Annotated in this window: 12 protein-coding genes and 1 tRNA gene; 12 read left to right on the top strand and 1 reads right to left on the bottom strand. The window is 60.2% G+C overall.

Translation table 11 applies throughout. The annotated features are described in order from the left end of the window. Positions 1-8: 8 nt before the first annotated feature. The 10 genes from eutA (at position 9) to A8B82_RS23145 (ending at position 10,824) form a co-directional block, all read left to right on the top strand. Positions 9-773 (top strand): ectoine utilization protein EutA, encoded by a 765-nt coding sequence (gene eutA / locus A8B82_RS23190; protein WP_067298436.1) that lies wholly within the window; start codon positions 9-11, stop codon positions 771-773. A 20-nt stretch (positions 774-793) separates the two neighbouring features. Further along, complete coding sequence (gene eutB, locus A8B82_RS23185) at positions 794-1,792, top strand: hydroxyectoine utilization dehydratase EutB (protein WP_067298035.1); 999 nt, start codon at positions 794-796, stop codon at positions 1,790-1,792. Beyond that, entirely contained in the window at positions 1,785-2,777 is a 993-nt protein-coding gene (eutC, locus tag A8B82_RS23180) for an ectoine utilization protein EutC (protein ID WP_067298032.1), read from the top strand. Before eutB ends, eutC begins: the two co-directional genes overlap by 8 nt. A 13-nt stretch (positions 2,778-2,790) precedes the next feature. Beyond that, entirely contained in the window at positions 2,791-3,978 is a 1,188-nt protein-coding gene (doeA, locus tag A8B82_RS23175) for an ectoine hydrolase DoeA (protein ID WP_067298030.1), read from the top strand. Between the two features lie 3 nt (positions 3,979-3,981). Further along, positions 3,982-4,974 carry a N(2)-acetyl-L-2,4-diaminobutanoate deacetylase DoeB gene (doeB, locus tag A8B82_RS23170; protein WP_067298028.1) on the top strand — a complete coding sequence of 331 codons (993 nt, stop codon included), beginning with the start codon at positions 3,982-3,984 and terminating at the stop codon, positions 4,972-4,974. Positions 4,975-4,996: 22 nt separating this feature from the next. Further along, on the top strand, positions 4,997-5,479 hold the full coding sequence (locus A8B82_RS23165) for an Lrp/AsnC family transcriptional regulator (RefSeq protein ID WP_067298026.1): 483 nt from the start codon (positions 4,997-4,999) through the stop codon (positions 5,477-5,479). Between the two features lie 119 nt (positions 5,480-5,598). After that, entirely contained in the window at positions 5,599-7,074 is a 1,476-nt protein-coding gene (locus A8B82_RS23160; protein WP_067298023.1) for an NAD-dependent succinate-semialdehyde dehydrogenase, read from the top strand. A 10-nt stretch (positions 7,075-7,084) separates the two neighbouring features. Continuing rightward, on the top strand, positions 7,085-8,455 hold the full coding sequence (locus tag A8B82_RS23155) for an aspartate aminotransferase family protein (protein WP_067298020.1): 1,371 nt from the start codon (positions 7,085-7,087) through the stop codon (positions 8,453-8,455). 414 nt (positions 8,456-8,869) lie between these two features. After that, the gene (locus tag A8B82_RS23150; protein WP_067298018.1) at positions 8,870-9,580 is read left to right on the top strand and encodes a hypothetical protein; all 711 of its coding nucleotides are present in this window, start codon (positions 8,870-8,872) and stop codon (positions 9,578-9,580) included. After that, positions 9,577-10,824 carry a glycosyltransferase family 4 protein gene (locus A8B82_RS23145; RefSeq protein ID WP_138069858.1) on the top strand — a complete coding sequence of 416 codons (1,248 nt, stop codon included), beginning with the start codon at positions 9,577-9,579 and terminating at the stop codon, positions 10,822-10,824. Before A8B82_RS23150 ends, A8B82_RS23145 begins: the two co-directional genes overlap by 4 nt. A gap of 103 nt (positions 10,825-10,927) precedes the next feature. Here the strand turns inward: A8B82_RS23145 and A8B82_RS23140 are convergent. Continuing rightward, positions 10,928-11,003: transfer RNA gene (locus tag A8B82_RS23140), tRNA-Lys, on the bottom strand. Positions 11,004-11,109: 106 nt separating this feature from the next. Between A8B82_RS23140 and dapF the strand changes: the two genes are divergently transcribed. Together dapF and mtaB are read left to right on the top strand one after the other, a co-directional pair. Continuing rightward, positions 11,110-11,943, top strand: a complete 834-nt coding sequence (gene dapF / locus A8B82_RS23135; RefSeq protein WP_067298435.1) for a diaminopimelate epimerase — start codon at positions 11,110-11,112, stop codon at positions 11,941-11,943. After that, on the top strand, positions 11,940-13,193 hold the full coding sequence (mtaB, locus tag A8B82_RS23130; protein ID WP_067298012.1) for a tRNA (N(6)-L-threonylcarbamoyladenosine(37)-C(2))-methylthiotransferase MtaB: 1,254 nt from the start codon (positions 11,940-11,942) through the stop codon (positions 13,191-13,193). Before dapF ends, mtaB begins: the two co-directional genes overlap by 4 nt. Positions 13,194-13,391 lie beyond the last annotated feature (198 nt).

Here is a 13,391-nt window from a genome sequence, read left to right as displayed (position 1 = left end):
GCGGCGCCGTGACGCTGGATGTCCAATCCTCCATTTCCTCCGTGACAGCCAGGCTTGATGCAAGAGCAATCGCAAAGCGGATCGGGCTGGTGGTGTTGGCCACGGACCACACGACGGAAGCGGATTTTGCGCGCGTATTGCATCGCCAGCAGGTCGGCGTTTACGTCAACCGCATCGGGTTTGAAAATCCGACGACCCACGAAAGCCTGCTGCGCACCGGACCGCGTCTGGCGGCGGCGGCGGCGAACATCCTGCCGGATGAACCACTGGACGTCCTGGTCTATGGGTGTACGGCGGCCTCTGTGGTTCTGGGGAACGACAAGGTTGCCGAACACATGAACAGCGCAAAACCGGGCACGCCCTGTGTGACGCCCAGTTCTGCGGCCGTTGATGCCTTTGGCGCTTTGGGGATAAAGAAAGTCAGCGTGCTGACGCCCTACACTCGGGATGTGACGGATTCGCTTGTTCGCTATTTTTCCGAACACGGGCCGAACGTGGTCAATGCGACCTGTTTTGATCTATCCGATGATCGCGAAATGGCGCGCCTGTCCAGAGAAAGCATCATTGAAGCCGGGGTCGCGGCCTGCGATCCGCAATCCGATGCACTCTTTATCTCCTGTACCGCGGTGCGGGCGCTGGGATGTGTCTCACAAATCGAAAACCGCCTGGGCAAGCCGGTGATCACCTCCAATCAGGCGATGATCTGGCGATGCATGCGACATCTTGCGATTACGGATGACGTTCCTTCAGGCGGTACGCTTTTTACCAAGTAGATCATAGACAGGACGGAAAGATGGGCTCTGGAATTACACTTCAGGCAAGTTACGCTGCGCGCGCACAGATTGCAGGAGCGGTACGGCTGACGCCAACGGTGACCTCGGAAACACTGAGCGAAGCCACAGGCGGCGGCATTCGCCTGAAACTTGAAAACACACAGATCACCGGCAGCTTCAAACTGCGTGGGGCCACCAATGCGGTCCTGTCTCTCAGCGACGCGCAGCGCGCCAAGGGTGTTGTCGGCGTGTCGACCGGCAATCACGGGCGCGGGCTAGCCTATGCCGCGGCGCAGGCCGGTGTGCGGTGCATCATCTGCATGTCCGGACTGGTGCCGCAAAACAAGGTGGACGGGATCAAGGCGCAAGGTGCCGAAGTGCGGATCGTCGGACGCAGTCAGGATGACGCGCAAGTCGAGGTCGACAAGTTGGTGGGTGAAGGCATGGTGATGCTGCCGCCCTTTGATCACCCCGATATCATCGCCGGGCAAAGCACGGTTGCGCTGGAAATACTGGAACAGACACCAGACCTGCAAACCGTTCTGGTGCCCTTGTCCGGCGGCGGATTGATCTCGGGCGTGGCCATGGTGTTGAAGGCGGCCAACCCCGCAATCCGGGTGATCGGTATCTCGATGGAGCGTGGCGCGGCGATGCACGCATCCCAGAACGCCGGAAAACCGGTGATGGTCGAGGAAGTCGCAACATTGGCGGATTCTCTGGGCGGCGGCATCGGGATGGACAACGCCTATACCTTTGCCATGACCCGCGATCTGGTGGATGGGATCGTTCTGGTGTCGGAAGCGGAAATCGCTGCCGCCATTCGCCACGCCTATTGGCATGAACGTCAGATCATCGAAGGGTCCGGCAGCGTCGGCATCGCCGCATTGCTGGCGGGCAAGATCGACAAGCCTGGGCGCTGTGTCTCTCTGATCTCCGGCCAGAATATCGACATGAACCTGCACCACCGGATCATCTCCGGCGAAGATGTGGATGTTGCTGCGGAGGGGAAAGATGCCTGAAATCAAAATCCTTACGGAAGCCGAACTGCGGGAACTGGTGCCCCTGGATGGCGATGCGGTAACCTGTGTCGAAGAGGGGTTTACAACATTGGCCGGGGGCAAGGTTGTGATGCCGCCGATCATGACGCTGATGGTCCCCGACCATAACGGCGAAGTCTGCGTCAAATCCGCCTATGTCCCCGGTGTCGACAGCTTTGCCATGAAGATGAGCCCAGGATTTTTCGACAATCCCAAGCTGGGCCTGCCAAGCACCTCCGGGCTGATGGTGTTGTTTTCCAGCCGGACGGGGATGCTTGAGGCGCTGCTTCTGGACAATGGCTATCTTACTGATGTGCGCACAGCGGCCGCAGGGGCCGTCGCCGCCCGCCATCTTGCCCGCAACGATGCGACGCGCGCCTGCATCCTGGGTGCAGGGGTGCAGGCAGCTTTGCAACTCAAGGCGCTGACGCTCGTGCGCAAGATCGAAAGCGCGGTGATCTGGGCACGCGACCATGCCAAGGCCAGGGCGACAGCCGCGCGATTGTCAGATGAACTGGGCATTGACGTCACCGCAAGCGAGGACATCGCCAAGGCTGTGCAGTCCGCCGATATTGTCGTGACGACCACACCGTCCTCCACGCCTCTGGTCATGGCGGACTGGCTGCAACCGGGGCAGTTGATCATCGCGATGGGCTCGGATCAGGAACACAAGGCCGAACTGGCACCGGCGTGTCTGGCCAAGGCCACGCTCTACGTCCCGGACGCTCAGGCACAATGCGCGGTCAAGGGCGAGTTGCGCAGCGCCATCGAGGCGGGGCTTATACCCGCCAATCGCAGTTTTTCGGAGCTGGGGGATATCACTGCGGGCAAGGCCCCAGGTCGCCAGTCCAGCGCCGATATCATCATCGCCGATCTGACCGGCACTGGCGTTCAGGATACCGCCATTGCCACTCTTGCCCGCCATCGCGCTCTGGCCGCTGGCAAGGGTGCCACCTTCAACAGCTAGTCGAGTTTCAATCATGCCAACGCCGACACTCCATTTTTCCCGCGATGAATTCAATGCGCGCATCGCCAAGACACGCGAGGCCATGCAGCAGCGCGGGCTTGATCTGTTGATCATCTCGGACCCCAGCAACATGAACTGGCTGACAGGTTATGACGGCTGGTCCTTTTACGTACATCAATGCGTTGTGCTGGGGCTGGAGGGCGAGCCGATCTGGTATGGGCGTGGGCAGGATGCCAATGGCGCGGTCAGAACCTGTTTCATGGACCCCGCCAACATCATCGGCTACCCCGACAATTACGTCCAATCGACCGAGCGGCACCCGATGGATTACCTCTCGGCGCAATTGGTGGACCGCAGGTTGGCCAAGGGCACAATCGGTGTCGAGATGGACAATTACTGGTTCTCGGCGGCGGCCTTTGCTTCGCTGCAGGACCACTTGCCGGACGCACGCTTTGCCGATGCCACAGCATTGGTCAACTGGCAGCGTTCCGTGAAATCCGATACCGAGCTTGACTACATGCGTATTGCGGGCCGCATCGTGGGCCGGATGCACGAACGCATCTTCGACAAGGTCGAGCCGGGCATTCGCAAATGCGATCTGGTCGCTGATATCTATGATGCGGCCCTTCGCTATGACCCCGAGATCGGGGGCGGTGGCGACTATCCGGCGATTGTGCCGCTCTTGCCCTCGGGCTCGGACGCGGCCGCGCCGCATCTGACATGGGATGACGGGCCGATGAAATCCGGCGAAGGCACGTTCTTCGAGATTGCAGGCACCTATCGCCGCTACCATTGCCCGCTGTCGCGCACGGTCTTTCTGGGCAAACCGACGCAGACATTCCTGGATGCAGAGAAAGCGGTGCTGGAAGGCATGGAGGCGGGGCTGGAGGCGGCAAAAGAAGGCAACCTGTGCGAAGATATCGCCCGGTCCTTCTTCAAGGTGCTGCGGAAATACGGGATCGAGAAGGACAACCGCACCGGATATCCGATCGGCGTCAGCTACCCTCCCGATTGGGGCGAACGGACCTATTCACTGCGTCCGGGCGACAAGACGGTGCTTCGGGAAAACATGACAATGCATTTCATGACCGGCCTCTGGATGGAGGACTGGGGCTTCGAGATCACCGAGAGCATTCGCATAACAAAGACAGGCCATGAATGCCTGTCTGATGTACCGCGCAAGATGTTTGTAAAGGATTAGGCAATGAAGAAAAATCCGATTGCGCCGACAATACCGTTTGACCGCGACGGTATTCATCACGGCTTTCTGCGGCTGCCCTACAGCAGTGATGACAGCGCCTGGGGATCCATCATGATCCCGCTGACCGTGATCAAGAATGGGGATGGCCCGACTGCGCTGTTGACCGGGGGCAATCACGGCGACGAATACGAAGGCCCGGTCGCCCTGCAAGAAATGACCGTCACGCTGAAACCCGACGACATCACAGGTCGGGTGATCATTGTTCCGGCGTTCAACTATCCGGCCTTTCGCGCAGGCCGACGCACCTCACCCATCGACCAGGGCAACATGAACCGCGCCTTTCCGGGTCGCCCCAACGGGACGCCGACGCAAAAGATTGCTGATTATTTTCAGCGCAGTTTGCTGCCGATGGCCGATCTCGTGGTGGATTTCCATTCCGGCGGCAAGACCCTCGACTTTGTGCCCTTTGCCGCGGCGCATATTCTCGAAGACAAGGCACAGCAGGCCGCATGCCTTGCCGCGATGCAGGCCTTCAACGCCCCCTATTCAGTGCAGCTTTACGAGATCGACAATGTCGGCATGTATGATACCGCTGTCGAGGACATGGGAAAGGTGCTAGTGACGACCGAGTTGGGCGGGGGCGGCACCGCGACGGCCAAATCAATTGCCATCGCCAAGAAAGGGCTGCGCAACGTGTTGATTCACGCAGGAATTTTACGAGGCGAAATGCAGATTGATCCAACGGTTCAGCTAGATATGCCCGATGACGACTGTTTCACCGTCTCCGAGGAGGACGGTTTGTGTGAACCGATCGTCGATCTGGGCGGCGAAGTCACCAAAGGGGACCTTGTGGCGCGGGTTTGGCGTACTGACCGCACGGGTGTCGCGCCGACCGAACTCAGGGCCAAGCGGTCAGGCATCCTGATCAGCCGTCACTTTCCCGGCCTGGTCAAGGCTGGCGACTGCGCGGCGGTGATTGGATTGACCTACGACTGACCCATTCGCAAGAGGTGGCACTATGCGGCTTGATGCCCGCGATCTGGAAATTCTGCGGGTGCTGTCAAGCGAAGGCCGCATCACCAAGGCCGCGCTGGCGGAGCGGGTCAACCTTTCGCCGACGCCCTGTTGGGAACGGCTAAAGAAACTGGAAAAGGCCGGATTGATTGAAGGCTACCGTGCCGAGATCAATCTGCGCAAGCTGGGGCCGCACCTGACGGTCTTTGTCGCGGCTGAACTGTCTGACCACACCGCTGCCAGTTTCCAGGCCTTTGAGGCTGCGATGCAGCGCTATGACGAGGTTCTGGCCTGCTGGGCGCTTGGTGGCGGCTTCGATTACCTTCTGCAAATCCTGACCCGCGACATCGACACGTACCAACGGCTGATTGATGAAATGCTCAACGCCCGAATCGGGCTGTCCAAGTATTTTACCTATGTCGTGACCAAACCAGTAAAGGGCCATGGCGTTCCGCCGCTATCCCTCATTGCGGGCAAATTGGACTAGGGCCTAAACCACCATTAGACAGGCAATGGGCAGGAGATTCCTCTGCCTGAGGCCCGAAATATGGTCTCACTCTCTTTCGAAACTGGCCGACAATCCAGCGCAAGAAAGGAGAACAGTTCATGAGCAATACGGCACTTTCCGCCCGCAACGAGATTTCCGACAAGTCACTGGTGCGCAGCTTTTCCTACATCGGCGGCAAATGGTGCGCGGCAGCCTCGGGCGAGACCATTCGCGTCACCGACCCCGCCACCGGAGAGGTGGTTGGCGAAGTTGCCAGTCTGACCGCACAGGAAAGCCTTGCCGCCGTAGATGCGGCACAATTGGCGTTTCCCGCATGGTCTGGACTTCTTCCGCAGGACAGGTCCGCCATCCTGCGCCGTTGGTTCGATCTGATCCTGGACCACAAGGAAGACCTCGCGCGGATCATGGTGCTGGAACAGGGCAAGCCCCTCTCAGAGGCCCGTGGTGAAATCGACTATGCCGCGTCCTTTGTTGAATTCTACGCCGAAGAAGCCAAGCGCCCGAATATCGAAGGGGTCACCAGCCACCTGCCCGATGCAGAGGTCGAGGTGTGGCTGGAACCGGTCGGTGTTGTTGCCCTGATCACACCCTGGAACTTCCCCGCCGCCATGCTGACCCGCAAGGCCGCCGCCGCCCTGGCTGTTGGGTGTACGGTCGTGGCCCATCCTTCGGGGGAAACCCCGTTTTCAGCGCTGGCGCTGGCCGAGTTGGCCGAAAAGGCCGGTGTTCCGGCAGGCGTGTTCAATGTCGTCACGGGTCGGGCGGCAACTGTGGTCGAACCCTGGACAAAAGACGCCCGCGTGCGCGCTCTGTCCTTCACCGGCTCAACCGAAATCGGACGGCTTCTCTATCGGCAATCCGCGGACACCGTGAAAAAACTTGTCATGGAACTGGGCGGCCACGCGCCGGTGATCGTGTTCAAAGGTGCCGATCTTGATGTTGCCGTCGCCGAAACGATCAAGGCCAAGTTCGCGACCTCGGGACAGGACTGTCTGGGTGCCAACCGGATCTTTGTCGAGCGCGCAATCTATGATGAATTCTGCACCCGCTTCACAGCGGCGACACGCGCGCTCTCGCTCGGGGTCGGTATGGACGATCCCGACATCGGCCCCCTGATGAACGAAAAGGCCGTTCAGAAGCAGGAAGAACATGTCGCTGACGCGATGGCAAAAGGGGCCAGGCTTGCCTGCGGCGGCGCGCGCGACCCGCTTGGTCCGCTGTTCTATCAGCCCACCGTCCTGACCGACGTTTCGCGCGACGCTGCGATCATGTCAGATGAAACTTTTGGGCCGGTTGCGGCCCTGGCACCCTTCGACAGTGAGGACGAGGTGGTCGCGCTGGCAAATGACACCGAATACGGGCTGGTCGCCTATTTGCACAGCAACGACCCACGCCGCATCTACCGAGTCTCACGGGCGCTGCAATTTGGCATGGTGGCGGTGAACCGCACCAAGGTCACCGGGGCACCGATCCCCTTTGGGGGCACCAAACAGTCTGGCCTTGGCCGCGAAGGCGCGCGCCGTGGCATGGAAGAGTATACTGAAATCAAATACATATGCCGCGATTGGGCGTAAGGAGAAAGACATGCTGAAAAACGACCACCTGGAACAATGGGACCGCGAAAATTTCTTTCACCCCTCGACCCATCTGGCTGATTTTGCACGCGGCAACGTCCCCCAGCGGATCATAACAGGCGGCCAGGGCTGTCATATCGAAGACCGCGACGGCAATCGCCTGCTGGACGCATTCGCAGGGCTCTATTGTGTCAATGTCGGCTATGGCCGCAGCGACATAGCTGACGCCATCGCCGCGCAGGCCAAGGAACTGGCCTATTACCATTCTTATGTCGGTCACGGCACCGAGGCGAGCATCACGCTGGCCAAGATGATCCTCGACCGTGCGCCGGAAAACATGTCGAAGGTCTATTTCGGCCTCGGCGGCTCTGACGCCAATGAGACCAACGTCAAGCTGATCTGGTATTACAACAACATTCTGGGTCGCCCCGAGAAGAAAAAGATCATCTCGCGCTGGCGCGGCTATCACGGCTCGGGTCTTGTGACCGGCTCGCTCACCGGGCTTGAGCTGTTTCACAAGAAATTCGATCTGCCGCTGGCACAGGTGGTGCACACCGAAGCACCCTATTACTACCGCCGCGCTAACCTTGAACAATCCGAGGCCGAATTTGTCGCTTATTGCGTGGCGGAACTGGAGGCCCTGATCGACCGGGAAGGTGCCGATACAATCGCCGCTTTCATCGGTGAGCCTGTGCTTGGCACAGGCGGTATCGTGCCGCCGCCCGAAGGCTATTGGACGGCGATCCAACAGGTTCTGGACAAGCACGATATCCTTCTTGTGGCCGACGAAGTTGTGACAGGCTTTGGCCGTTTGGGCACGATGTTTGGTTCCGAACACTACGGCATGAAACCTGACCTCATCACCATCGCCAAGGGGCTAACCTCGGCCTATGCGCCGCTGTCCGGGTCGATTATCAGTGACAAGATGTGGAAGGTGCTTGAGCAGGGGACAGATGAAAACGGCCCCATAGGCCACGGCTGGACCTATTCCGCCCACCCGATCGGCGCAGCGGCTGGTGTGGCGAATCTCAGGCTCATCGACGAACTGGGCCTGATCAATAATGCCGGTGAAATCGGGGCCTACCTCAACAGTGCCATGGCAGATGCCTTCGGAAATCATGCCAATGTGGGCGATGTGCGCGGCGAGGGCATGCTCTGCGCAGTTGAGTTTGTGAAACAGCGCGAAGGCCGGGTTTACTTTGATGCTTCAGACAAGGTCGGCCCCGCCATCGCACGTGCGCTTCTGGCCGAGGGTGTCATCGCCCGCGCCATGCCACAAGGCGATATTCTGGGTTTTGCGCCGCCATTCTGCCTGACCCGCGAAGAGGCTGATGAAGTTGTCGGCAAGACAGTGAAAGCGGTCAAGGCGGTGTTGGGGTAAGGAACTGCAAACCCGCCGCAGTCCGGTCTGAGCGATACAGCGAAGTGGCGCAAAGCCAGAATCTCGATTGCCGAGAATGCTGATCGCTTGGCCGGGATGCGCCAACCGTTTGCCGCGACATCAAGCGGAACCGATGAACTGATCAAGCTGAAAGGTTATCACGCCGTGGCCGCGCGTTTATTCGTTGGCGATTAGGACTACAGCGTCCGACGAAATACATGCAAAATCACGTAATGCGTTGAAATCTATGATTTCATGCAGCGTTACGTGATTCAGGTTTAACGCGAAACGCTATAGGGTTTCGGGCGCGCCGGTTCACATTTGTGGTAGCAAAAGAAATTCCACCCATTTTCCGATTCGTCAGTATAGTCTTCTGGTTTGATCCACATAATTTCCACGTCGGAGCTTTTCTGAATGCGCCAAGAAACTGGCACATCTGCATCAATTTACGATTTCCCGGCTGCCAATCCGTCAAAGGCACCCGATTGGCTGCCCCTGCCACCGCCCCCTTCGAGCCGCTGGCCAGAGACACAATTTGACCCTGCTTATCAGGACTTCCTCGATGCGCATGTGGCCTATTGGGGCAGCGAGGAATGCGTTGTCCTGCCCAAATTTGCGGGAAATGCCCTGCGGACCGTGGCCAACTGGCGTCGGGGCTGCCGCGCCGTCGATGTGATCATGCCCATGGGCACCCCGGTTGCCAGCTTCATGGACCGGCGCGGACGACCAAGCGATCGCTGGGATGGCGGCGAGGGTTTGGGGATTACCGGCAATCACACCACCCACTCCGGCGTGCTGGCAGGCTACCTGCTGGACGCCTACGGATCGGTCATCGGCCTGAAGCTTTGGGAAATCTACCCCGGCGCGGGCCGGGTGCGTCGGCGGATCTATCCAGTGGACGACAGCCGCTTTGGCACAGCGAACGCGCGGGCCTACCATGCGATATTCGATGTCGACCAGGCACCACTTGGCGGCCCCGATAATCCGTATTACCGCCGTTGGCTGGCAAACCGCCAGCCGCGTCCGGGCCGGCCAGATTGGGCCACCCACAGCCCAACTGCAACCGGGCAATACACCGCGCCCATGCGGCCGGTCCGGCCCTCTCTCGAAGGCGGCAAGGCGTGACTGGCAGCCCCCGTTTGCTGCGCCGCCTGTTGCGACGATCCGCCAGCGCTGCGGATGTTCCCAGCAATACCGTCCCAGCCCCCCAACGCATTCTGATTACCCAACGGGAGTTGAAAAACTTTGGCGGCTCGGAGTTCTTTGCCATCGAAGTTGCGCGCGCCCTCAAGAACCGGGGACGCGAAGTTGCCATCTATTGCCCTGCCCCCGGAAAGCTGGCCAATATCGTCACGCCCAGCGGTATCCCGGTCTGCGAAACACCTGCTGAGGTGCCTTTCACGCCTGATGTGATCCACGGTCAGCATCATTTGCCGACCATGGCCGCGCTCGCGCATTTCCCGGATACACCGGCGATCTACTGCTGGCACGGCGCAAGGCCCTGGGTCGAACGCCCCCCCGTCCATCCCCGCATCCGCTTTCACGTTGTCACCTCGCAACGGATGGCACCCCGGCTGGCCACCGAAACCGCCATCCCCGAAGACCGTATCATCACGATCCCCAATTTCGTCGATTTGGAGCGTTTCTCTCGGGTGCGCAAGACCATCGCCAGACCGACGCGCGCTGTCCTGTACGGCCAGTCCGGGTTTTACCCGGCTGAGCTGGAGTTGCTTGAAAAGGCCTGCGCGGATCATGCCATCGCGCTGGACAAGGTTGGATATGCCTATGGCAACCCCCGCCCCCGACCCGAGTATTTCCTGCCTGACTATGACATCGCTTTTGCCATCGGACGCTCGGCAATCGAAGCAGCGGCCAGCGGCTGCGCCGTGATCCCGGTCGTGCCGCAACTTGCCGGGTCGCTTGTCGTTCCCGACACGCTCGACGATTGGGCGGCTTCCAATTTCAGCCCGCGCTATTTCACCTCGGCCAGCGTCATGGACAGTGATTGGCTGGGTCAGCAACTTACCCACTTTGACCAGGAAAAGGTGCGCGAGGTCACGCAATTGGTCCGCAGCCGATTTCCCATAAGCCTCGCGATCAACGCGTTCGAAAGCCTTTATCGGCGCGCTCGAACAGCCGAACCGGCAGAGGGAAGCGGCACTGAATTCGGTCTCTATCTGACCACCATGGCACATGAAGTAGACGGAATGTGGGGCGACCTAGAGTGCCGCAAGGCAGACGAGCCCGCAACAAAGTCCCGCATCGCTGCACTGGAGGCCGCGCTGTCAGACGCAGAGAACCGCACTCGCGCCCTGACTGACAAATTGTTGGAATGCCGTCCAACACCATCTGATTCGGAAAATTCATGAAACGCCCGGCTTGCCCGGTTTCCTGGCGCCCTGTGGACCCGGCGCCAAGCGCCAAATACCCGGCCCCCAAAGGCCAGGTAGGTGTGCATCAGGTTGGAAGAAGTGGTGAGCCGTGTTGGGTTCGAACCAACGACCTACTGATTAAAAGTCAGTTGCTCTACCAACTGAGCTAACGGCCCACTAGGACGCGTATCTAGAAAGGTGAGCGAGGGGGGTCAAGCCCTTAAACCACGATTCTTGAGGTGCCCGCTGGATTAGTCCGGCAGGCGGCGTTATATGCGCGAAATGAGCAGTGATACGTCTTCCGGTTTGCCCTTCATGAAAATGCACGGGCTGGGCAACGATTTCGTTGTTGTAGATGCGCGCGCACGGGCAGCACAGATTACCCCCGGCATGGCAAAAGCCATTGGCGATCGCCATTTCGGCGTCGGCTTTGACCAGCTTGCCGTTATTTCCAATGGACCGGGCGACGCGCATCTGACCTTTTACAATGCCGATGGATCGCTGTCGGCGGCCTGTGGCAACGCGACACGCTGCATCGCCCGGTTCCTGATGGATGAAACGGGTGTGACCCATCTGCACCTGACCACCGAACGCGGCGATCTATACGCCGAGGATCAGGGCGGCGGGATTACGTCGGTGAACATGGGCCAGCCGCAATTGCTGTGGCACGAGGTGCCGCTGGTGCAGGAGATGGACACGCTGACCTTGCCCATCGACGGCACGCCGACCGCGACCGGCATGGGCAACCCGCATTGCACCTTCTTCGTCGAGGATGTTGATGCGGTCGAGCTTGAGACTTTCGGCCCCGCCATCGAACATCACCCCCTATACCCGCAACGCACCAATGTGCAGGTGGCGCAGATCATCGGCCCCGACCACATCCGCATGCGGGTCTGGGAGCGTGGTGTGGGTGTCACATGGGCCTCTGGCTCTTCCTCCTGCGCCTGTGCTGTCGCCGCCGCGCGGCGCGGCCTGACGGGGCGCAAGGTGCAGATCGACCTGGACGGCGGCACCTTGCAAGTGGACTGGCGTGAGGATGGCGTCTGGATGACCGGCCCGACCGTGCATGTGTTTTCCGGCACCCTCACACCCGCCTTCCTGGAGGGCATCGGATGAACGCCCCCGTCTTTTCCAACCACGGCTGCCGCCTGAACGCATACGAGGTCGAGGCGATGAAGGACCTCGCCGGGCAGGCCGGGCTGGGCAATGCTGTTGTGGTCAACACCTGCGCCGTCACGGCAGAGGCAGTGCGCAAGGCGCGCCAGGACATCCGCAAGCTGCGCAAGGCACACCCCGGCGCGCGCCTGATCGTCACCGGATGCGCAGCACAGACCGAACCCGATACCTTTGCCAGCATGGAAGAGGTCGACGCGGTGATCGGCAACACCGAAAAGATGCAGCCGGGCACCTGGCACGGCCTCGCCGCTGACTTCATCGGAGAGACGGAAACCGTTCAGGTTGACGATATCATGTCCGTGACTGAGACCGCCGGCCACCTGATCGACGGCTTCGGCACCCGCAGCCGCGCCTATGTGCAGGTCCAGAACGGCTGCGACCACCGCTGCACCTTTTGCATCATCCCCTTTGGCCGGGGCAATTCACGCTCCGTTCCCGCAGGTGTTGTCGTGGACCAGATCAAGCGGCTTGTGGACAAGGGGTTCAACGAGGTCGTTCTGACCGGCGTCGACCTGACCTCATGGGGCGCAGACCTGCCGGCGGCACCGCGTCTGGGCGACCTTGTCATGCGCATCCTGCGGCTGGTCCCGGATCTGCCGCGTCTCAGGATCAGCTCCATCGATTCCATCGAGGTGGACGACAACCTGATGGCCGCTATCGCGACCGAGCCCCGGCTGATGCCCCACCTGCACCTCAGCCTGCAGCATGGCGATGACATGATCCTCAAACGGATGAAGCGACGGCACCTGCGCGATGACGCCATCGCGTTCTGCAACGAGGCGCGCAGGCTGCGCCCTGACATGACCTTTGGCGCGGATATTATCGCGGGTTTTCCGACCGAAACGGATGCGATGTTCGAAAACGCCCTGCGCATGGTTGATGAATGCGATCTGACATGGCTGCATGTCTTTCCCTACTCCGCCCGGCCCGGCACCCCGGCTGCGCGGATGCCTGCGGTCAACGGCCGCACCATCAAGGACCGCGCCGCCCGTTTGCGCGCCGCCGGTGACGCGCAGGTGCAGCGCCATTTGCAACAGCAAGTTGGCCAGACCCATCACATCCTGATGGAAAGCCCGACCATGGGCCGCACCGAACAATTTGCCGAAGTCCATTTCGACGCGCAAAAGGTCGAAGGCACAATTGTTACGGCCAGGGTGACCGGCAAATCGGAAAACGCGCTGACCGCCTGAACTAAGGCCTGTGGACACTCATCTTCCACCATCCGTTTCAGTCCAAAATGATCAGTTCCAGGCGAGAGAGCGCAGGAATAGCCAGCTATTTCAAGCTCTCTTTGTGCGCCCCGCCTTGAAATTGAAGCGCCAATGCCGCGCTACGCGCTCTCGGGACATTGGCGAAGTGATTTTCCTTAAAATAAAGGCGGGACGCTG

The sequence above is a fragment of the Sulfitobacter sp. EhC04 genome, from assembly GCF_001650875.1.
Taxonomy (GTDB): Bacteria; Pseudomonadota; Alphaproteobacteria; order Rhodobacterales; family Rhodobacteraceae; genus Sulfitobacter.
The sequence above is the reverse complement of the archived record's forward strand: the minus strand, read 5'-3'. Positions and strand labels throughout refer to the sequence as shown.

Coding starts and splice junctions, on each gene's coding strand:
- mtaB (WP_067298012.1), top strand. CDS start 11,940: ATGAACGCCCCCGTCTTTTCCAACCACGGCTGCCGCCTGAACGCATAC.
- doeB (WP_067298028.1), top strand. CDS start 3,982: ATGAAGAAAAATCCGATTGCGCCGACAATACCGTTTGACCGCGACGGT.
- dapF (WP_067298435.1), top strand. CDS start 11,110: ATGAGCAGTGATACGTCTTCCGGTTTGCCCTTCATGAAAATGCACGGG.
- A8B82_RS23150 (WP_067298018.1), top strand. CDS start 8,870: ATGCGCCAAGAAACTGGCACATCTGCATCAATTTACGATTTCCCGGCT.
- A8B82_RS23160 (WP_067298023.1), top strand. CDS start 5,599: ATGAGCAATACGGCACTTTCCGCCCGCAACGAGATTTCCGACAAGTCA.
- A8B82_RS23165 (WP_067298026.1), top strand. CDS start 4,997: ATGCGGCTTGATGCCCGCGATCTGGAAATTCTGCGGGTGCTGTCAAGC.
- eutC (WP_067298032.1), top strand. CDS start 1,785: ATGCCTGAAATCAAAATCCTTACGGAAGCCGAACTGCGGGAACTGGTG.
- A8B82_RS23155 (WP_067298020.1), top strand. CDS start 7,085: ATGCTGAAAAACGACCACCTGGAACAATGGGACCGCGAAAATTTCTTT.
- eutB (WP_067298035.1), top strand. CDS start 794: ATGGGCTCTGGAATTACACTTCAGGCAAGTTACGCTGCGCGCGCACAG.
- doeA (WP_067298030.1), top strand. CDS start 2,791: ATGCCAACGCCGACACTCCATTTTTCCCGCGATGAATTCAATGCGCGC.